Annotated in this window: 21 protein-coding genes and 1 pseudogene; 11 read left to right on the top strand and 11 right to left on the bottom strand. The window is 73.9% G+C overall.

Annotated features, from left to right (window positions below):
- Positions 1 to 14 precede the first annotated feature (14 nt).
- Positions 15 to 2,132: a putative bifunctional diguanylate cyclase/phosphodiesterase gene (locus ACFVVL_RS25400; protein WP_380287413.1), complete on the bottom strand. Its 2,118-nt coding sequence runs from the start codon at positions 2,130 to 2,132 to the stop codon at positions 15 to 17.
- A complete protein-coding gene (locus ACFVVL_RS25395; protein ID WP_380287412.1) occupies positions 2,129 to 2,935 on the bottom strand; it encodes an SAM-dependent methyltransferase in 807 nt (268 codons plus the stop codon). Before ACFVVL_RS25395 ends, ACFVVL_RS25400 begins: the two co-directional genes overlap by 4 nt.
- A gap of 176 nt (positions 2,936 to 3,111) precedes the next feature.
- Between ACFVVL_RS25395 and ACFVVL_RS25390 the strand changes: the two genes are divergently transcribed.
- The 6 genes from ACFVVL_RS25390 to ACFVVL_RS25365 all read left to right on the top strand — a co-directional run bounded on the left by ACFVVL_RS25390 (position 3,112) and on the right by ACFVVL_RS25365 (position 9,886).
- Entirely contained in the window at positions 3,112 to 3,564 is a 453-nt protein-coding gene (locus tag ACFVVL_RS25390) for an SRPBCC family protein (protein ID WP_387678944.1), read from the top strand.
- Between the two features lie 281 nt (positions 3,565 to 3,845).
- Positions 3,846 to 5,204 carry an ergothioneine biosynthesis glutamate--cysteine ligase EgtA gene (egtA, locus tag ACFVVL_RS25385; protein ID WP_380287410.1) on the top strand — a complete coding sequence of 453 codons (1,359 nt, stop codon included), beginning with the start codon at positions 3,846 to 3,848 and terminating at the stop codon, positions 5,202 to 5,204.
- Positions 5,201 to 6,640 (top strand): ergothioneine biosynthesis protein EgtB, encoded by a 1,440-nt coding sequence (gene egtB / locus ACFVVL_RS25380; protein WP_387678941.1) that lies wholly within the window; start codon positions 5,201 to 5,203, stop codon positions 6,638 to 6,640. The genes egtA and egtB overlap by 4 nt, the downstream gene beginning before the upstream one ends.
- Positions 6,640 to 7,377 carry an ergothioneine biosynthesis protein EgtC gene (gene egtC, locus ACFVVL_RS25375; RefSeq protein WP_380287408.1) on the top strand — a complete coding sequence of 246 codons (738 nt, stop codon included), beginning with the start codon at positions 6,640 to 6,642 and terminating at the stop codon, positions 7,375 to 7,377. The genes egtB and egtC overlap by 1 nt, the downstream gene beginning before the upstream one ends.
- A 65-nt stretch (positions 7,378 to 7,442) precedes the next feature.
- A complete protein-coding gene (gene egtD / locus ACFVVL_RS25370; protein WP_387678938.1) occupies positions 7,443 to 8,426 on the top strand; it encodes an L-histidine N(alpha)-methyltransferase in 984 nt (327 codons plus the stop codon).
- Between the two features lie 218 nt (positions 8,427 to 8,644).
- The gene (locus ACFVVL_RS25365; protein ID WP_387678935.1) at positions 8,645 to 9,886 is read left to right on the top strand and encodes a nitric oxide synthase oxygenase; all 1,242 of its coding nucleotides are present in this window, start codon (positions 8,645 to 8,647) and stop codon (positions 9,884 to 9,886) included.
- Here ACFVVL_RS25365 and ACFVVL_RS25360 read toward each other — a convergent pair.
- Complete coding sequence (locus tag ACFVVL_RS25360; protein ID WP_380287405.1) at positions 9,829 to 10,524, bottom strand: TetR/AcrR family transcriptional regulator C-terminal domain-containing protein; 696 nt, start codon at positions 10,522 to 10,524, stop codon at positions 9,829 to 9,831. The two genes, ACFVVL_RS25365 and ACFVVL_RS25360, sit on opposite strands and share 58 nt — an antisense overlap.
- A gap of 127 nt (positions 10,525 to 10,651) precedes the next feature.
- Here ACFVVL_RS25360 and ACFVVL_RS25355 point away from each other — a divergent pair, with 127 nt between their 5' ends.
- From ACFVVL_RS25355 to ACFVVL_RS25340, 4 genes are all read left to right on the top strand, one after another.
- Positions 10,652 to 11,800, top strand: a complete 1,149-nt coding sequence (locus tag ACFVVL_RS25355; protein ID WP_387678932.1) for an acyl-CoA dehydrogenase family protein — start codon at positions 10,652 to 10,654, stop codon at positions 11,798 to 11,800.
- 36 nt (positions 11,801 to 11,836) lie between these two features.
- Positions 11,837 to 13,024: a thiolase family protein gene (locus ACFVVL_RS25350; RefSeq protein WP_387678929.1), complete on the top strand. Its 1,188-nt coding sequence runs from the start codon at positions 11,837 to 11,839 to the stop codon at positions 13,022 to 13,024.
- A 64-nt stretch (positions 13,025 to 13,088) separates the two neighbouring features.
- Positions 13,089 to 13,847, top strand: coding sequence for a 3-oxoacyl-ACP reductase FabG (gene fabG, locus ACFVVL_RS25345; RefSeq protein ID WP_380287402.1), 759 nt, complete (start codon positions 13,089 to 13,091; stop codon positions 13,845 to 13,847).
- Between the two features lie 228 nt (positions 13,848 to 14,075).
- A complete protein-coding gene (locus ACFVVL_RS25340; protein ID WP_387678926.1) occupies positions 14,076 to 15,464 on the top strand; it encodes a S8 family serine peptidase in 1,389 nt (462 codons plus the stop codon).
- A 48-nt stretch (positions 15,465 to 15,512) separates the two neighbouring features.
- Here ACFVVL_RS25340 and ACFVVL_RS25335 read toward each other — a convergent pair whose 3' ends face one another.
- From ACFVVL_RS25335 to ACFVVL_RS25305, 7 genes are read right to left on the bottom strand one after another with little or no spacing between them, the layout of a single operon-like run.
- A complete protein-coding gene (locus ACFVVL_RS25335; protein ID WP_387678923.1) occupies positions 15,513 to 15,695 on the bottom strand; it encodes a DUF397 domain-containing protein in 183 nt (60 codons plus the stop codon).
- Positions 15,692 to 15,877 (bottom strand): DUF397 domain-containing protein, encoded by a 186-nt coding sequence (locus ACFVVL_RS25330; RefSeq protein ID WP_387678920.1) that lies wholly within the window; start codon positions 15,875 to 15,877, stop codon positions 15,692 to 15,694. The genes ACFVVL_RS25335 and ACFVVL_RS25330 overlap by 4 nt, the downstream gene beginning before the upstream one ends.
- Positions 15,877 to 16,059 (bottom strand): DUF397 domain-containing protein, encoded by a 183-nt coding sequence (locus tag ACFVVL_RS25325; protein ID WP_387678917.1) that lies wholly within the window; start codon positions 16,057 to 16,059, stop codon positions 15,877 to 15,879. The genes ACFVVL_RS25330 and ACFVVL_RS25325 overlap by 1 nt, the downstream gene beginning before the upstream one ends.
- Entirely contained in the window at positions 16,059 to 16,241 is a 183-nt protein-coding gene (locus tag ACFVVL_RS25320; RefSeq protein WP_387678914.1) for a DUF397 domain-containing protein, read from the bottom strand. Before ACFVVL_RS25320 ends, ACFVVL_RS25325 begins: the two co-directional genes overlap by 1 nt.
- Entirely contained in the window at positions 16,238 to 17,122 is an 885-nt protein-coding gene (locus tag ACFVVL_RS25315) for a Scr1 family TA system antitoxin-like transcriptional regulator (RefSeq protein ID WP_387678911.1), read from the bottom strand. Before ACFVVL_RS25315 ends, ACFVVL_RS25320 begins: the two co-directional genes overlap by 4 nt.
- 40 nt (positions 17,123 to 17,162) lie before the next feature.
- Positions 17,163 to 17,756, bottom strand: coding sequence for a hypothetical protein (locus tag ACFVVL_RS25310; protein ID WP_387679131.1), 594 nt, complete (start codon positions 17,754 to 17,756; stop codon positions 17,163 to 17,165).
- Positions 17,743 to 18,069 carry a DUF6183 family protein gene (locus ACFVVL_RS25305; RefSeq protein ID WP_387678908.1) on the bottom strand — a complete coding sequence of 109 codons (327 nt, stop codon included), beginning with the start codon at positions 18,067 to 18,069 and terminating at the stop codon, positions 17,743 to 17,745. Before ACFVVL_RS25305 ends, ACFVVL_RS25310 begins: the two co-directional genes overlap by 14 nt.
- Before the next feature lie 168 nt (positions 18,070 to 18,237).
- Between ACFVVL_RS25305 and ACFVVL_RS25300 the strand changes: the two genes are divergently transcribed.
- Positions 18,238 to 18,684, top strand: a complete 447-nt coding sequence (locus ACFVVL_RS25300; RefSeq protein ID WP_387678905.1) for a hypothetical protein — start codon at positions 18,238 to 18,240, stop codon at positions 18,682 to 18,684.
- 5 nt (positions 18,685 to 18,689) lie between these two features.
- On the opposite strand, the pseudogene ACFVVL_RS25295 reads toward ACFVVL_RS25300, so the two are convergent.
- Positions 18,690 to 19,018 (bottom strand): annotated as a pseudogene (locus ACFVVL_RS25295) (hypothetical protein); the annotation flags it as partial.
- Positions 19,019 to 19,036 lie beyond the last annotated feature (18 nt).

Raw genomic sequence — 19,036 nt, 5'->3', positions numbered from 1 at the left:
CGGCCGCCGGGCGTTCAGCCGGCGAGCGGACGGCCGCGCGGCTCCTCGGCGATCCGGCGGGCGATCTCGGACGGGCGCACCGGGCGCCCGAAGTGCCAGCCCTGCGCCCAGTCGCAGCCGATGACGCGCAGCCGCTCGGCGTCCCGTCCGGTCTCCACGCCCTCGGCGGTGACGGTCAGTCCGAGGGCGTGCGCCATCGACACCAGGCCGCTGACGATCCGCCAGCCGGTCCCCTCGTCCTTGGCCGGGTCGTGCAGGTCGCCGACGAAGGAGCCGGCGATCTTCAGCCCGGAGACCGGCAGGTCCCGCAGGTAGGCGAGGTTGGACCAGCCGGTGCCGAAGTCGTCCACGGCGAGCGAGACGCCGAGGCCGACCAGCCCGTGCAGGGTGCGCAGCGCCTCGTCCTCCGGGCCGACCACGGTGGACTCGGTGATCTCCAGCTGGAGCCGGGACGGGTCGAGGCCGGTGGTGTCGAGGATCCGGCCGAGGTCGCCGACCAGGGCGGCGCTGCGGGCCTGCCGCACCGCCAGGTTCACGTTGAGCTGGGGCGCGGCGTCGCCGAACCGCTTGATCCAGTCGGCGGCCTGGCCGCAGGCCTGCTCCAGCACCCAGCGGCCGAGCGGCATGATCAGCCCGGTCTCCTCGGCGGTGGTGACGAACTCGTCCGGGCCGAGCACCCCGAGCTGCGGGTGGCGCCAGCGCACCAGCGCCTCGACGGCGGCGAGCCGGCCGTCGGCTAGCGCGTAGAGCGGCTGGTAGTCGATGAAGAACTCGCCGCGGTCGAGGGCGGCGGGCATCCGCACCGAGACGGCGTAGCGGGAGACGGCGCGGGCGTTCTCCTTGGGGTCGAAGAGCGTCCAGCGGCCCCGGCCGGCCTCCTTGGCGCGGTAGAGCGTGAGGTCGGCGGCGCGGACGGCGGCGCCGGGGGTGGTGGTGGACACGCGCCGCTCCAGGACGCCGACGCTGGCGCCGACGGCGAGCTTGTGGTCGCCGATCAGCACCGGCCCGGCGAGCGCCTTCAGCACGGTCTTGGCGGCGGCGACCGCCTCCTGCTCGCCGCGGCTGTTCTCCAGCAGGACGACGAACTCGTCGCCGCCGAGCCGGGCGACCAGGTGCCCGAGCGGGCCGAGCGCGGCCTTCAGCCGGGCGGCGACGGCGCACAGCAGCTGGTCGCCGGTGTCGTGGCCGAGGCTGTCGTTGACCACCTTGAAGCCGTCGAGGTCGACGTAGCAGAGGCCGAACCGGGCGCCCGGGTCCGGGTCCTCGAAGAGCTTCTCCAGCCGTTCGAAGAACGCGGCCCGGTTGGGCAGGCCGGTCAGCGGGTCGTGGGTGGCCTGGTGGCGCAGCCGCTCCTGGAGCCGGTAGCGGTCGGTGACGTCCTCCAGCATGGCGACCTGGTACTGCGGCAGGCCGTCGTCGTCGCGGATCAGCGAGACCGTCAGATGGGTCCAGACGATCTCGCCGTCCTGCCGGTAGTACGGCTTGTCGAACTGGAAGTACTCGCGCTTGCCGCTGATCAGCTCCTCGTAGGCCTCCCAGACGCCGTCGGTGTCCTCGGGGTGGACGAGGTCGCCGACCCGGCGGCCGATCATGTCGTCGGGGCCGGCGCCGAAGAGGTCCTGGAGGGCCTTGTTGGCGGCGAGGATGTTGCCGTCGGTGTCGCCGATGCCGATGCCGATGGCGGCGCTCTCGAACAGGGCGCGGAAGCGGGCCTCGGAGGCGCGCAGCGCCCGCTCGGCCTCCTTGCGGGCGAGGTCGGCGGCGGTGCGGATGGCCTCCTGCTCGCGCAGGGTGCGCTCGCGCAGCGCGGCCGCCCAGCCGGCCGCGAAGGCGCCGCTCAGGGCGGGGCCGCGGCCGTCGGCGGCGCGGTGGCGCTGGAGCAGTTCGACCGCCCGGGCGAGCACCACCGGGTCGGTGAACTGGGCCTCGACCAGTTCGGCCCCGGCGGCGGCGGCCAGCTGCGGTTCGAAGGGGTGGTCGAGCTGGGCGCGGTGGAGCAGCCCGGCGGTGCGCGAGACGAGCCGGCCGAGCAGCCCGGGGTGGACCGCCGTGCCGTGGTCACCGGAGAGCAGCCGCGCCCAGTCCTCGTGGAACCGTTCGGCGCCGCTGCTCGGTTCCGGCGCCTCCGTCACGAACGGAACCCCACGCCCGCCACCCCGGTCATCCGCTCGGGGTGCTCGCCGACCGTCTCGGGCTGGTCGGGCCGCCACTGCGGCAGGTAGACGACACCGGGCTCGACCAGTTCGAAGCCCTCGAACATCGCGGTGATCTGCTCGTGGGTGCGCATGGTCAGCGGGGTGGGCGTCATCCGGTAGAGCCGCTGGTGGTCCTCGGCCTGGTCGGGGCGGCCCTCCAGGGAGGCGTGGGAGAGGACCAGGGCGCTGCCCGGCGGGAGGGCGTCGCGGATCACCGCGATCAGCTTCCACGGGTCCTCGGCGTCCTGGACGAAGTGCATGACGGCGACCAGCAGCACGGCCACCGGCTCGCCGGCGGCGAGCAGGGCGGTCACCTCGGGGCGGGACATGAGGTCCTCGACGTCCCGGACGTCGGCCTGGACGACGGAGCTGCCCGGGTCGTCCTCCAGCAGCAGGCGGCTGTGCGCGACGGCGACCGGGTCGCGGTCCACGTAGACGACCTGCGCCTCGGGGCGGATGGCGCGGGCGATCTCGTGGACGGCGCCGAAGCTGGGGATGCCGGAGCCGATGTCCAGGAAGCGGCCGATGCCGCGCTCGGCGGTGAACTGGACGGCGCGGCGCAGGAAGGCCCGGTTGGAGCGCATGATCTGCGGCAGTTCCGGCCACAGCGCGATGGCCTTGCGGGCCATCTCCCGGTCGACCTCGAAGTTGTGCGAGCCCCCGAGGTAGTAGTCGTAGACGCGTGCGGCGTTCGGTTTGTCCAGGTCCGTGCCCTCCGGTACCCAGTTCGGTCGCCGCATCCTCGGGACTCCTTCGCTCCGGTTCCGGTCGCTCAGCCACCGGATGTGGCAGCTGTGACTGATGAGACTACAAGCACAAAAGATCCTCCCTTGCACGCCGAACGCATGCAAGCGGAGTGCACCCTTCCCGCGGGCGCCGCACCGGGCACCCCGCGGCCCGCCGCTACAGTGCCCCCGTGGACCCCAACCACTACCGGTTCCACGGGGTGTGGCGGCTGGCCGCACCGCCGGGGGAGGTGTTCGAGGCGCTCGCCGACGTGGCCGGCTACCCGCGCTGGTGGCCGGAGGTCCGCGCCGTCCGGCGGACCGGTCCCGACCGCGGCGAGGTGCTGGTCCGGGCGCTGCTCCCCTACCGGCTCGTCATCGGGCTCACCGCCGTGCGGCGCGACCCCGGCGCCGGGGTGCTGGAGGCCGCCATGCACGGGGACCTCACCGGCTGGTCGCGCTGGACGGTCACCGCGGACGGGGCGGGCGGGGCGCTGGCGCTGTTCGAGGAGGACACCCGCCCGGCCAAGCCGCTGCTGCGCCGGCTCGCGCTGCCCGCCCGCCCGCTGTTCCGGGCCAACCACGCGGTGATGATGCGGCGCGGCCGGCGCGGCCTCGCGGCGCACCTGGCCGGGCGGGCCTGACCGGATCCCGCCCGGTGCGGCACGCGGTGCACGGTGGGGCGGTGCACGGTGGGGCGGTGCGCGATGGGCGGTGCACGGGGTGCTCGCCGTCCGGGCGGCCGGATCCGTGCGCTCCGGTGGCCGGATCCCGCCCCCGGCCGGCCCCGTTCACCCGTCCGCACCGTTCCCGCCTGCGACGACCGGCCTTCACCGGATGTTTGCGCGGCGGCTCCGCATGGTCCGGGGCAGACTGGGCAGGGTAGTCCGGGCCGCACCCGTGTCCCGAGGATGGTGAGAGTCCGGTGATACCCCTTCGACCGCCCAACCCGACCGACCGGCAGAGCCCGCAGCCGCAAGCCGACGCGGTGAGCCCGCTCACCGAATCGGCCGCGCGCAGCCACATGGCGGGCGTCTGCTTCAAGATCGGCCCGCCCCGGCTGGTCGGCGTCGAGGTCGAGTCGTTCGTCCACGACGAACGATGTCCCGACAGCCCGGTCCCCCCGGAGCGGCTGCACGCCGCACTGGACGCACTACCGCTCGGCGGCCCCGACGGGACCTCGCTCCCCTCCGGCTCCCGCCTCACCCTGGAACCCGGCGGACAGGTCGAGCTCAGCTCCCCGCCCGCCGACAGCCTCACCGCCTGCGTCGCCGACACCCGGCGCGACCTCGGAGCCCTGCGGGCCGCCTTCGCCGCCCAGGGCCTGCGCCTGATCGGCACCGGCACCGACCCGCTGGCCCGCCCCCGCACGATGGTGCTGGACCATCCGCGCTACCTCGCGATGGAGCGCCACTTCGACGCGGCCGGCCCCTGGGGCCGGATCATGATGACCGGCACCGCCTCCCTCCAGGTCTGCCTGGACGCCGGGGCGGAGGACGGCCCGCACGCGCTGGACCGCCGCTGGCTGCTCGCCCACCGGCTCGGCCCGGTGCTGGTCGCCGCCTTCGCCAACTCCCCCCTGCTGGACGGCCGCCCCACCGGGCACCGCTCCACCCGGCAGACCGTGTGGTCCCGGATGGACCCCAGCCGCACGCTCGCCCCGGCGCCCGACCACGGCGACCCCCGCGAGGCCTGGGCCGACTACGTGCTGGACGCCGAGGTGCTCTGCGTGCGCCGCCACGACGGCCTGCCCTGGACCGCGCCCGCCGGGCTGACCTTCGGCGACTGGCTGCGCGGCGGCGGCGAGCGCCCGCCCACCCTGGCCGACCTCGACTACCACCGCACCACCCTGTTCCCGCCGGTGCGCCCGCACGGCCACCTGGAACTGCGGATGATCGACGCCCAGCCGGGCGACGGCTGGGTGGTGCCGACCGCCCTGGTCACCGCGCTGCTGGACGACCCGCTCGCCGCCGACGCCGCGCTCGCCGCCCTGGAACCGCTGCAGCCGCCCCGGGACGACGACCCCCGCCCGCCGCGCAGCGAGCTCTGGCGCCGGGCCGCCGCCCTGGCCACCGCCGACCCCGGACTGCGCCGCGCCGCCCTCGCCTGCTTCGCCGCCGCCGACGCCGCGCTGGGCCGGCTGCCCGGCGCCGAACGGCTGCGCGCCACCGTCGCCGCCTACGCCGAGCGCTACCCCGCGCGCGGCCGCTGCCCGGCCGACGACCAGCTGGACGCCCTGCGCGCCGGCACCCGACGCACTCCCCCGGAGGAGGCCGCACCATGATCGACGACGCCCGCCAGGCCGGGGGCACTCCCCCGTCGAACCGCTCCACGCCGGACGCCCCGGCCCCCGCCGCCCCGGCGCCGCAGGCGCTGACCCCGGAGGCGCTGCGCGAGACGATCGCCGTCGAGCTGCTGGCCGCCCGCGCCCGCACCGCCGCGCTCACCGACTGCGTCGAGGACCACGACCTCACCGCCCAGCACTCCCCGCTGATGTCCCCGCTGGTCTGGGACCTCGCGCACATCGGCAACCAGGAGGAGCTCTGGCTGCTGCGCAACGTCGGCGGCCGCGACCCGATGCATCCGGAGATCGACCCGCTCTACGACGCCTTCGAGCACCCCCGCGCCGAGCGGCCGAGCCTGCCGCTGCTGCCGCCCGCCGAGGCGCGCGCGTACGCGGGCGAGGTCCGCGGCCGGGTGCTCGACCTGCTCGCCGCCAGCCCGCTGGAGGGCCCGCCGCTGCTGACCGCCGGGTTCGCCTTCGGCATGATCGCCCAGCACGAGCAGCAGCACGACGAGACCATGCTGATCACCCATCAGCTCCGCAAGGGCGAACCGGCGCTGGCCGCTCCCCCGCCGCCGCCCGCCCCGGCGGACGCCGCCGCGCTGCCCGCCGAGGTGCTGATCCCGGCCGGCCCGTTCACCATGGGCACCGACACCGAGCCGTGGGCGCTGGACAACGAGCGCCCCGCCCACCGCGTCGGCCTGCCCGCCTACCGGCTGGACACCACCCCGGTCACCAACGCCGCCTATCTGCGCTTCATCGCGGACGGCGGCTACGACGAGCCGCACTGGTGGACGCCCGAGGGCTGGGCGCACCGCAGGAACGCCGGGCTGACCGCACCGCTGTACTGGCAGCACGTGGACGGCCAGTGGCTGCGCCGCCGCTTCGGCGCGCTGGAGCCGGTGCCGCTCGACGAGCCGGTGCTGCATGTCAGCTGGTACGAGGCCGACGCCTACGCCCGCTGGGCCGGGCGGCGGCTGCCCACCGAGGCCGAGTGGGAGAAGGCCGCCCGGCACGACCCGGCCACCGGCCGCTCCCGGCGCTACCCGTGGGGCGACGGCGCGCCCGGGCCCGAGCACGCCAACCTCGGCCAGCGGCACCTGCGCCCGGCCCCGGCCGGCAGCTACCCCGAGGGCCGCTCCCCGTACGGGGTACGGCAGTTGATGGGCGATGTCTGGGAGTGGACGGCCAGCGACTTCCGCCCCTACCCGGGCTTCCGGGCCTGGCCGTACCGGGAGTACTCGGAGGTGTTCTTCGGGCCGGAGCACAAGGTGCTGCGCGGCGGCTGCTTCGCGGTGGCGCCGGTCGCCTGCCGGGGCACCTTCCGCAACTGGGACTACCCGGTGCGCCGGCAGATCTTCGCCGGGTTCCGCACCGCCGCCGACGTCGACGACGGTGGCGGCGGCGGGCGCGGGACCGTCGCGGAGGCCGGCTGATGTGCCGCCACCTCGGCTACCTGGGCGAGCCGGTGGCCCCCCGGACGCTGCTGGTCGAACCGGCGTCCGGGCTCTACCGGCAGTCCTGGGCCCCGCGCCTGCAGCAGTACGGCACGGTCAACGCGGACGGCTTCGGCCTCGGCTGGTACGCGGACGGCGACGAGGTGCCGGCCCGCTACCGCCGGGCCGGGCCGGTCTGGGCGGACGCCTCGTTCGCCGATCTCGCCCGGGTCCTGCGCACCCGGGCGCTGCTGGCGGCGGTCCGCTCGGCCACCGAGGGCTGCGCGGCGGGCGAGGAGGCGGCCGCGCCGTTCGCCGCCGGGCGCTGGCTGTTCAGCCACAACGGGGCACTGGCCGGCTGGCCGGAGCGGACCGGCGCGCTCGCCGCGCTGCTGCCGCCGCAGGAACTGCTGACCCTGGAGTCGCGCACCGACTCGGCCCTGCTGTGGGCGCTCGCGCTGCACCGGCTGCGCGCGGGCGCCGGGCTCGGCGAGGCGCTGGCCGACACCGTCGCGGAGACGGTCGCGCACACCACCGGACGGATCAACCTGCTGCTCACCGACGGCCGGGAGATGGCCGCCACCACCTGGGGCGACACCCTGCACCACCGGACGGTGCCCGGCCTCGGCGTGCTGGTCGCCTCCGAGCCCTCCGACGACCATCCCGACTGGACGGTCGTACCGGACCGGTCGCTGCTGCTGGCCGGCCCGGACGGGGTGACCGTCAAGCCGCTCTGACGCGGCGACCCGCGGCCCACCGCGGATTCACATCTTTCACTTCCTGAACAGAGGACCCACCTGTCATGAGCACCTTCGATCTCACCCGGCGGCTGCCCGCCGACCACTTCAGCACCGCGCTGCGGCACGACGTCGAGACCGGGCTGACCGCCGACCCCAAGACGCTGCCGCCCAAGTGGTTCTACGACGCGCGGGGCAGCGAGCTGTTCGAGGAGATCACCCGGCTGCCGGAGTACTACCCGACCCGGGCCGAGCGGGCCATCCTCACCGCCCGGGCCGGCGAGATCGCCGCCGCCACCCGCGCCCGCACCCTGGTGGAGCTGGGCTCCGGCTCCTCCGAGAAGACCCGGCTGCTGCTGGACGCGCTGCGCGGCCTCGGCACGCTGGAGTCGTACGTGCCGGTGGACGTCAGCGAGAGCGCGCTGACCGCGGCCGGCGAGGCGCTGGCCACCGAGTACCCGGGCCTCGCGGTGCACGGCGTGCTGGCCGACTTCACCGCCGGGCTCGCCCTGCCGCCGGCCACCGGCCCGCGCCTGGTCGCCTTCCTCGGCGGCACCCTCGGCAACCTGCTGCCGCCCGAGCGGGCCGGCTTCCTGCGCGCCCTGCGCGAGGCGCTCGACCCGGGCGACTTCCTGCTGCTCGGCACCGACCTGGTGAAGGACCCGGCGGTGCTGGTCGCCGCCTACGACGACGCGGCCGGGGTGACCGCGGAGTTCAACCGGAACGTGCTCAACGTGCTGAACCGCGAGCTGTCCGCCGACTTCGACCCGGAGACCTTCGCGCACGTGGCGCTCTGGGACCCGGCGCAGGAGTGGATCGAGATGCGGCTGCGCTCGCTGGTCACGCAGACCGTGAAGATCCCGGCGCTGGACCTGCCGGTGCACTTCGCCGAGGGCGAGGAGCTGCGCACGGAGGTGTCGGCGAAGTTCCGCCGGGAGCGGGTCACCGAGGAGCTGTCGGCGGCCGGGCTGCGGCTGACGGCCTGGTGGACGGACGACGAGGGCCGGTTCGGGCTCTCCCTGGCCCGGCCCGGCGAGACGGCTGTGTGACCGTTCACCTCACTCATGACGAAAGGGATCCAAGGGGCGCCCCGTCAGGATCCCGAAGGGTCTGCCGCACCACGTGTGACGGAGCGTCACTGACGGCGCAGCGACCCGCGCCGAGCCGTCGGCCCCGCACCCTAGCGCCAAAGCGCCGGGGGCGGGGCCGAATCGTTCACTCCCTGCGGTCGACCGCGCACCTCCGGTATCCCTGTCGGGCAGGAGGGATGTCCTTGATCTTCGACCGGCTTCGCACCCGCGGCACGGGCGGCACCCGCAGGCCCGCCGCCGCCTGCCCCTACTCGCACGCCCACGTCCACGGCCACCTGGTGCCGGAGGAACCCCCGGCGCCCGCCCCCGAGCAGCCCGGCACCGGCCCGCAGCAGTTCACCGACCCCCGGCAGGCCGCCGGTTTCATCCGGCAGTTCCACACCGAGCACCCCGCCGCCGGCGATCCCGGGCCCCGGATACGCGCCGTGCTCGACGAGATCGACCGCACCGGCACCTACGAGCACACCCCCGCCGAACTCGCCCACGGTGCCAAGCTCGCCTGGCGCAACGCCGCCCGCTGCATCGGCCGGCTGTACTGGCGCAGCCTGGTGGTGCGCGACCTGCGCCACCTCTCCTCCGCCGACGACATCGCCGGCGAGTGCTTCGAGCACCTGCGCACCGCCACCAACGGCGGCCGGATCCGCCCGGTGGTCTCGGTGTTCGCGCCCGACCGGCCCGGCCGTCCGGCCGCCCGGATCCTCAACCAGCAGCTGGTGCGCTACGCCGGCCACCCCGGCCCGGACGGCCGGTGGATCGGCGACCCGGCGGGCGGACAGCTCGCCGCCCGGGCCCGGGACCTCGGCTGGAAGGGCGGCGAGGAGCGGTTCGAGGTGCTGCCGCTGCTGGTCCAGGAACGGCCCGGCGAACGGCCCGCCTGGTACGGGCTGCCCGAGGACACCACGCTGGAGGTCCGGCTCTCCCACCCCGCGCACCCGTGGTTCGCCGAGCTCGGCCTGCGCTGGTACGCGGTCCCGGCGATCAGCGACATGACCCTGGAGATCGGCGGCGTGCACTACCCCACCGCGCCGTTCAACGGCTGGTACATGGGCACCGAGATCGGCGCCCGCAACCTGGCGGACGCCGACCGCTACGACATGCTCGCCACCGTCGCCGGCCGGCTCGGCCTGGACACCTCCAGCGAGCGCACGCTCTGGCGGGACCGGGCCCTGGTGGAGCTGAACGTCGCGGTGCTGCACTCCTTCGAGGAGGCCGGGGTGACCATGGCCGACCACCACACCGAGTCCGGGCGGTTCCTGCGGCACATCGCGCAGGAGAAGCGGGCCGGGCGGCCGACGCCCGCCGACTGGAGCTGGATCGTGCCACCGGTCTCCGGCGGGCTGACCCCCGTCTACCACCGGTACTACGACCCGGTGGACCCCTCGCTGCGTCCGGCGTTCGTGGCCCGCGAGCCCTGGTGATCCCGCTGTTCCAGCCTCTCGAAGCGCAGCACCAGCCCGTCGAGGAGCGCCTCCAGCCCCGTCTCGAAGGCGCCCTCGTCGACGGCCGCCCGGTGCTCGGCGAGCCGGTGGGCCTCGCCGAGGTGCGGGTAGTCGGCCGCGTCGTACACCCCGGCGTCCTCCGGGAACCCGGCCGCGAACGAGGCCAGCGCCGAGCCGGTGACGAAGTACCGCATCAGCGCGCCGATCCTGGTCGCCTGCCCGCGCGGCCAGCCGGCGTCGACCAGGTGGCCGAAGACGGCGTCGGCCAGCCGCAGCGCGTTCGGCCGGCGTCCGGGGCCCTGGGCGAGCACCGGGACGATGTTCGGGTGGGCGGCGAGCGCGGCCCGGTAGGAGCGGGCCCAGTCGCGCAGCGCCTGCGGCCAGGGCGTGCCGGCGGCGAACATCGACAGGTCGACCTCGCCCATCACCCCGTCCACCACCGCGTCCAGCAGCGCGTCCTTGGTGGCGAAGTGGTTGTAGAGGGACGGCCCGCTCACCGAGAGCTCGGCGGCCAGCCGGCGGGTGGAGAGCGCGGTCAGCCCCTCCTCGTCGACCAGCCGGAGCGCGGCGGCGACGATGCGCTCGCGGTTGAGCAGGGGGGTGCGCGGGCGGGGCATCGGGCGCGGCTCCTCCGGTCGGGTGGGGGTGTGGAGCGATTCTGGCAGGTGCCCCTTCCCAGCGCGGCCGGTCGGAGCTACAGTCCCCTCGTAAAACTTGCAGCGCTAGTTTACCTGGGGGCGCCCGATGGACCTGGCACTCTCCGCGGAGCAGGCCGCCCTCCGCGAGCTCGCGGCCGCCTTCACCGACCGCGAGCTCGCGCCGCACGCCGCCGCGTGGGACCGCGCCGAGTCGGTCGACCGCGCGATCGTCCGCAAGCTGGGCGAGGTCGGCTTCCTCGGCCTGACCGTTCCCGAGGAGTACGGCGGCAGCGGCGGCGACCACCTCGCGTACTGCCTGGTCCTGGAGGAGCTGGGCCGGGGCGACTCCGCCGTGCGCGGCATCGTCTCGGTCTCGCTCGGCCTGGTCGCCAAGTCCGTCAACGCCTTCGGCACCGAGGAGCAGAAGCGGCACTGGCTGCCCCGGCTCACCTCCGGCGAGGCGCTCGGCTGCTTCGCCCTCACCGAACCCGGCACCGGCTCCGACGCCGCCAACCTCACCACCCGGGCCGTGCGGGACGGCGACACCTGGCTGCTCAGCGGCGGCAAGACCTTCATCACCAACGGCACCTGGGCCGACGTCGCCCTCGTCTTCGCCCGCACCGGCGGACCGGGCCACCGGGGCATCACCGCCTTCCTGGTGCCCACCGGCCTGCCCGGCTTCACCCGCACCGAGATCCGCGGCAAACTCGGCCTGCGCGGCCAGGCCACCGCCGAGCTCGTCCTCGACGGCGTCCGGGTGCCCGACGACGCCCGGCTCGGCGAGGTCGGCAAGGGCTTCGCCGTCGCCATGGCCGCGCTCGCCAAGGGCCGGATGTCGGTCGCCGCCGGCTGCGTCGGCATCGCCCGGGCCTGCCTGGACGCCGCCGTCCGCTACGCCGGGGAGCGCGAGCAGTTCGGCGCGCCGATCGCCTCGCACCAGCTGGTGCAGCAGCTGCTCGCCGGCATCGCCGTGGACGTCGAGGCGGCCCGGCTGCTCACCTGGAAGGTCGCCGACCACATCGAGCGCGGCCTGCCGTTCGCCACCGAGTCCTCCGTCGCCAAGCTGTTCGCGAGCGAGGCGGCGGTGCGGGCCGCCAACAACGCCCTCCAGGTGTTCGGCGGCTACGGCTTCATCGACGAGTACCCCGTCGGCAAGTACCTGCGCGACGCCCGGGTGATGACCCTCTACGAGGGCACCAGCCAGATCCACCAGCTGCTCATCGGGCGCGCGCTCACCGGCGTCAACGCCTTCTGACCCACCGTCCCCCTTCACCACGAGGAGCCCGACGTCGTGCGTCCTGTCTACTTCGCCGCCGCCCGCCGCACACCCATCGGCCGGCTGCGCGGAGCGCTCGCCACGGTCCGCCCCGACGACCTCTCGGCCACCGTGCTGCGCGCCCTGCTCGCCGGACTGCCCACCCTCGACCCGGCCCGGATCGACGACGTCTACTGGGGCGCCGCCAACCAGGCCGGCGAGGACAACCGCAACGCCGCCCGGATGGCCGTCCTGCTCGCCGGACTCCCCGACAGCGTCCCCGGCGCGACCGTCAACCGGCTCTGCGCCTCCGGCCTGGAGGCGGTCACCATGGCCGCCCGGGCGATCGGCTCCGGCGAGGCGGACGTCGTGCTGGCCGGTGGCTGCGAGTCGATGACCCGCGCCCCCTTCGTCCTCCCCCGCCCCGACGAGGCGCTGCCGCACCGGATCGAGACCCACGACACCCGGCTCGGCTGGCGGCTCACCCACCCCCGGATGGCCGAACTGCACGGCGTGCTCTCCATGGGCGAGACCGCCGAGGAGGTGGCCGACCGCTACGGCGTCACCCGCGAGCAGCAGGACGCCTTCGCGCTGCGCAGCCACCAGCGGGCCGCCGCCGCCCGCAAGGACGGCCACTTCGACGCCGAGCTGATCCCGGTCGAGCGGGCCGACGGGGTGAGCGTCACCGCGGACGAGTCGATCCGCGAGGACACCAGCCTGGAGAAGCTGGCCCGCCTCAAGCCCGCCTTCCGCCCCGGCGGCACGGTGACGGCGGGCAACGCCTCGCCGATGAACGACGGCGCGGCCGGGCTCGTCCTGGTCAGCGAGGAGGCGCTGCACGAGTTCGGCCTGCAGCCGCTCGGCCGGTACGTGGCCGGCGCCTCGGCGGGCGTGCACCCGGACGTCATGGGCATCGGGCCGGTGCCGGCCACCCGCAAGGCGCTCGCCCGGGCCGGCTGGTCGCTGGACCGGATCGAGGAGGCCGAGCTGAACGAGGCCTTCGCCGCCCAGGTGCTGGCCTCCGTCGACCAGCTGGGGATCGACCCGGAGCTGGTCAACCCGGCCGGCGGCGCGATCGCGCTCGGCCACCCGCTCGGCGGGTCCGGCGCCCGGATCCTCACCACCCTGCTGCACCGGATGCGCCGCACCGGCGGGCGCCGGGGCCTGGCCACCATGTGCGTGGGCGTCGGCCAGGGCACGGCGGTGCTGGTGGAGTCCGTCTGACGGGCCCGGCCGGCCCCGTCCGTTTTCCCACTCAGGTGTCGAAGGACTTGACGAAGGAGCAGCAGTGACCCGATTCGCGGGCAAGGTCGCCGTCGTGACCGGCGGGGCGCAGGGCATCGGCGCGGCGACCGCGCGCCGGCTGGCCGAGGAGGGCGCGGCGGTGGCCGTGGTCGACCTCTCGGCCGAGCGGGCCGCCGGAACGGCCGAGGAGATCACCGCCAAGGGCGGCACGGCCCGGGCGTACGGCTGCGACGTGGCCGACTACGACGCCGTGGAGGAGGTGTTCGCGCGGATCGCCGAGGACCTCGGCGGCCTCCACATCCTGGTCAACAACGCCGGGATCACCCGGGACAACCTGTTCTTCAAGATGCCGAAGGCCGACTGGGACGCGGTGCTGACGGTCAATCTGACCAGCGCGTACAACTGCAGCCACGTGGCGCAGACGTACATGGTGGCGCAGAAGTGGGGCAAGATCGTCTCGCTCAGCTCGCGCTCGGCGCTCGGCAACCGCGGCCAGGCGAACTACGCCGCCGCCAAGGCCGGGATCCAGGGCCTGACGGCGACCCTCGCCATCGAGCTCGGCCCGTTCAACATCAATGTGAACGCGGTCGCCCCCGGCTACATCGCCACCGCGATGACGGCCGCGACGGCCGCCCGGGTCGGCGCCACGGCCGAGGACCACCAGGGCGAGGTGGCCGCCCGCACGCCGCTGCGGCGGGTCGGGCAGCCGGAGGAGATCGCCTCGGTGGTCGCCTTCCTGGCGAGCGAGGACGCCTCGTACGTCAGCGGCCAGACGCTGTACGTCAACGGCGGGGCGCGTTGACGCGTTGACACGTTGACGCGTTGACACGTTCAGATTTCCTGACGGTCGGTCAGCAGGCCGTCCCAGGTGGTGGGTTACCTTCACCTGGGACGGCCTTGACCTTTTTCGGTGGCCGGAGACGACCATGCCGACAGCATGAAATGACTATGGCATGATCATGCGGCACTCGATGGGGTGGCCGGACCGCCCCGTCCGATCCCGGCCGGGCCCAGCGTCCCTAGGAGTCCCATGGGCAGCCCTCGCACCCTCCGCCGCGCCCTGGCCCTGCTCGCCGTCGCGGCCACCGCCCTCGCGGCCGGCACCGTCTCCACCGGCACCGCCTCCGGCGGAACCACCGCCGCGGGCACCGGCACCGGCGCCGCGCCGAGCGCCGCCGGCGTCCACGTCAGGCCCGCCTCGGCCGGCCGGGTGAGCGCCGTCGGCCGCACGGCGCCCCTGTCCACCTCGCAGTGCCTGGCCGAACTCGGCCTGCACTGCTACTCCCCGCTCCAGTACCGCGAGGCCTACAACCTCAACGCCCTCTACCGGGAGGGCGTCACCGGCAAGGGCCGCACCATCGTCATCGTCGACTCCTTCGGCTCCCCCACCATCCAGCACGACCTGGAGGTCTTCGACCGGCAGTGGGGCCTGCCGGACACCCAGGTCGAGGTGGTCAAGTGGGGCGACGTCCCGCCGTTCGACCCCACCAACCCCGATCACACCGGCTGGGCCGGCGAGGCCACCCTCGACGTCGAGTACGCCCACGCCATCGCGCCGGACGCCCACATCATCCTGGTCGAGACCGGGGTCGCCGAGACCGAGGGCACCACCGGCCTGCCCGAGATGATGGACGCCGAGCGGGCCCTCATCCGCTCCGGCCGGGCCGACGTCATCTCCCAGAGCTTCGGCGCCACCGAGAACACCTTCCCCGGCTTCGACAAGGGCGACTTCCGCTCGCTGACCGACCTGCGCTACGCCTTCAAGGAGGCCGCCGCGCACGACGTCACCGTGCTCGCCTCCTCCGGCGACGCCGGCGCCACCGACTACCAGGAGAACGGCACCGACCTCTACCCGTACCGGGTCAACTCCTGGCCGTCCTCGGACCCGCTGGTCACCTCGATCGGCGGCACCCAGCTCACCCTGGACGACGCCGGGAAGCGCACCGCGCCCGACAAGGTCTGGCACGACGCCTACGGCGCGGGCGGCGGCGGGGTCTCCGGCGTCTTCGCGCGGCCGCCGTACCAGACGGGCGTCGCCCAGGTCACCGGCAACCACCGCGGCACCCCCGACATCAGCATGAGCGCGGCCGTGGACGGCGGCGCGTGGACGTACGAGTCCTACGACCCCGCCCGGGCGGGCTGGCACCTCACCGGCGGCACCAGCGAGGCGGCCCCGGTCTTCTCCGGCGTGGTCGCCCTCGCCGACCAGCTCGCCGGCCGCCGCCTCGGCCAGCTCAACTGGCGCCTCTACGGCCTCGACCTGCTGCCCGGGCAGTGGAGCGGCCTGGTCGACGTGACCACCGGCGACAACTCGTGGGACACCGTCACCGGCTACCAGGCCACCAAGGGCTACGACCTCGCCAGCGGCCTCGGCACCATCGACGCCCACCGCTTCGTCCACGCCCTCGCGGGGCGGTAGAACGGAAGGCGGCCGCCCCGTCGGGGGCGGCCGCCTTCTGGGTTGGCGTCAGATCGCCTGCGCGAACTCGACGAAGGACCGCCAGGCGGCCGGGGAGAAGGCGAGCTGGGGGCCGGACTTGTCCTTGGAGTCACGCACCAGGACGGAATCGGCCGTCTCGGCGACCTCGACGCAGTCGCCGCCCTCGTTGCTGCTGTGGCTGCTCTTGAACCAGGCCGGTTCGCCGCTCATCGAACCGACCTCGCAAACTCGACGAAGGACCGCCAAGCGGACGCCGAGAAGGCAAGCTGGGGACCGGACTTGTCCTTGGAGTCACGCACCAGGACAGATTCGGCGACCTCGGCGACCTCGACACAGTCGCCACCTTCGCCGCCGCTGTAGCTGCTCTTGAACCAAGCCAGTTCGCCGCTCATCAGACGGACCGCGCGAACTCGACGAAGGACCGCCAAGCAGCCGCCGAGAAGGCGAGCCGAGGACCGGACTTGTCCTTGGAGTCACGCACCAAGACCGACTCGGCCGTCTCGGCGACCTCGACGCAGTCGCCGCCCTCGTTGCCGCTGTAGCTGCTCTTGAGCCAGGCCGGTTCGCCGCTCATCAGACGGACCGCGCGAACTCGACGAAGGACTGCCAGGCGGTCGGTGAGAAGGCGAGCTGGGGACCGGACTTGTCCTTGGAGTCACGCACCAGGACGGACTCGGTGGTCTCGGCGACCTCGACGCAGTTTCCGCCCTCGCCGCCGCTGTAGCTACTCTTCAACCACACCAGATCGCCGCTCATCGCTCTCCCAGCATCTTCTCGATCAAGGACAGGGAATCCTGCGGAGAGTGCGCCTGCGCCCTGAGGGTGCCGTACCGCACGTTCAGGAGACGGACCTCCTCCGCATCCGTGATGAGCCTACCGTTCATCTGCACTTCCATGTAGCCGGTCTGCGGGCGCCCCTTCGGAGTGATCAGGGTGAACGAACCATCCATACCGGCATTCTCAGCCCGGTCCATCGGCATGATCTGAAGCGTCACACCGCGGGTGTTTGCGATCTCCAGGAACCGTTCCAGCTGCCCCTTGTGCACCTCCGGTCCGCCGAGCCGGCGGTGCAAAACGCCCTCGTCGATCACCCAGCTGAAGACTGCTCTGGGCCACCGGGAGAGGATCTCCTGCCGCTCCATCCGAGCCGCCACCCGGATCTCCACCGTCTCCTCCGCCAGCAACGGCTGGCGCATCCGGAAGACCGCCCGGGCATAGTCCTCGGTCTGAAGCAGGCCCGGCGCCAGGTAGGAACCCCACTCGTGGAGTTCGAGGGCCGAAGTTTCCAGGCTGGCGTAGTTCCGGAACCACTCGGGGTGCCGCACGCGCGCCCTGGCCTTCGCCCGCTCGATGTCCTGCGCGATGACGAGCAGCAGCCCGCCGGCGTCCAGCACCCTTTCCGCCGCCTCCAGCAGCTCCCGCTGCGGCGTCCGCTTCCCCTGCTCCACCGCACCGATCAGGCTCTCGGTGTAGCCGACCTCCTTGGCGAACTCCTTCTGCGTCAGCCCCGCTCGCTCGCGCAGCAGCTTGATCTGTCGACCGATCGCCCGCAGGAAGTCCGACAACCCCGACAGGTCCTCGTCCAACTGCGGACGCGTGACGTCGCTACTCTCGCCGACGCCCTGAACCTCTTCCATTTCGGCCTCCCCTGGCCCTGAACCACACCGCACTGTCCGCTCACGCGCAGGCACGCACCGTGCCCGCCGAATGCATCGTCAGCGTAGTGCGGGAGAAAGCCTGTTCCCCTACGTTCCTTCGACTCCCCAGCCGCATCCGAGTCGCCGTCCGCCTCCAGGGCTTGCCGTCCGGCCGGACCTCAGGCGGCCCTCCTGATGCCCAACTCCCTTGGGCCGGAGGCCCTTCCGCACACCCCAAGCGCGGCCGAGGAGCCAACTGGCGCACCCGGGCACGGGTTCGAACCGCACCACGCGCGCACCCCCGCGCGCCGGGCGTGCACCACCACGCTCCGCAACCCGCCCGAGGCCTCCCCACTCCGTCAGTCGGTCGCCGTCGCGGCGAACCGGTACCAGGCGCAGCGGCGGACGTGGTCCTCCAGCTCAGCCGGCGACGCGTCCGCCAGACCCTGGCCGGCTCGACGGCGACCAAACCGAACGCGGTCTTCGCCCCCGGCCCCGGCAGCTCCCCCAGATCCGCCAGGCAGTCCGGTCCCCGTGCGAGGAGGGCGTGCGGCACCACGCGCGGCGCCAGGGGCTCGGCGAACGTGAAGGTCCGCGCCTCGACGCGGGCCTCCGACTGCTCACCCTCGCCCACCCAGTTCGCCACCGGTGCGGCGAGGGCCTCGGACCAGACAGGCCCGCAACTCCTCCGGGGCGGCACCGGCCGCGTCGCCCCCGTCGAACACCGCCACCAGATCGGCCAGCCGCTGACACACGGCCGGCAGCGAGGCCAGGGAGCGGGCCCGCTCCGGATCCTGCGGCGCGGCCCTGGCGAGCATCCGTACCAGTTGCCCGACGGGCTCGGCCCCGGGCGTCACCGCGAGCAGCCGCACCAGTCGGTCGAGGAGGCCGTCGAACTCCGCCGCCGTGCGATGGTGCCGCGCCAGCCCGATCCCGAGGTCCGCCACGAAAGCCGCCTTGCCCTCCCTGAACCGACGGCCGGCCAGGCCGCTCCAACCTCAGCGCGTTCCGGCGGGTCATCGGCTTCGCCAGGTCGAAAGTCAATCTTGAGCGCAGGGTGTGGGCAGTTTGCACGGTCATGGGAGACTGCTCCGTCGACTGGGGAGAGTGTGGCCGTGGAAACTGCCAACCGCGCACTGACGGCGGACGTGACTGCGGCACTGAGGTACTGGCCCGGTGTCATATCGGCAGGCCAGAAGCATCCCCCGGACCCCGTGGACATGACCGTCCTACCGCTCGTCGCGAAGGTCGGGTTCACGGACGACCGGCTGATCCGCTTCCAGGCCAAGATGGGTGACGTTGTCATCGGCCCTGCCGTTGCCCCGGCCGGCCGACCGGAGCCGCATCCGTTCGGACGGATTCTCACCGGGTTGATGGACCTGCACGGGATTTCGGTCAGGGACATGGCCAGGGCCGCCGGACTGTCGATATCCACCATCCACATGCTCCGCCACGGGCAGCACCCGAATGTGCTGCAGGCCCGCCTGATCGCCGGGATCCTGGACATGTCCGAAGCGGACGTCAGAGTCATCGCCGGACTCGACGACGGCGGCACGCAGTAGTTGACCTGTTCCTTGCGGCCCGTGTGGTCGGTGCCGTCGAGGGCGAAGCAGCGCAACGCGGTGAACCGGGCCTCGATGCGGTCGAGCCAGGAGCTGTCGGTCGAGGTGTAGGCGATCTCGACGTTTGTCGTCAGGTGCAGGTGGCGCGCCGCCGGGGCTCGGGTCTGCGGTCGGGGGCCTTGCCCTCGCCACCGTGTTCGGCCCCTTGCCGCTCTGGGTGCGGCTGGCGGTTGAGCGGGCCGGATCCGGGCTCTCCGGCCTCGGGTACGACCTCGCCGTCGGCGATCGCGTCGAGGTGTTCGACGGGGGGCTTCTCGGCGGTGGCCTGCCCGTCAGTGCCCGGGCTGCCCGG

Source organism: Kitasatospora sp. NPDC058115 (assembly GCF_042884635.1).
In the GTDB taxonomy this organism is placed as follows: Bacteria; Actinomycetota; Actinomycetes; order Streptomycetales; family Streptomycetaceae; genus Kitasatospora.
This window is presented reverse-complemented; position numbering and strand designations above follow the sequence as displayed.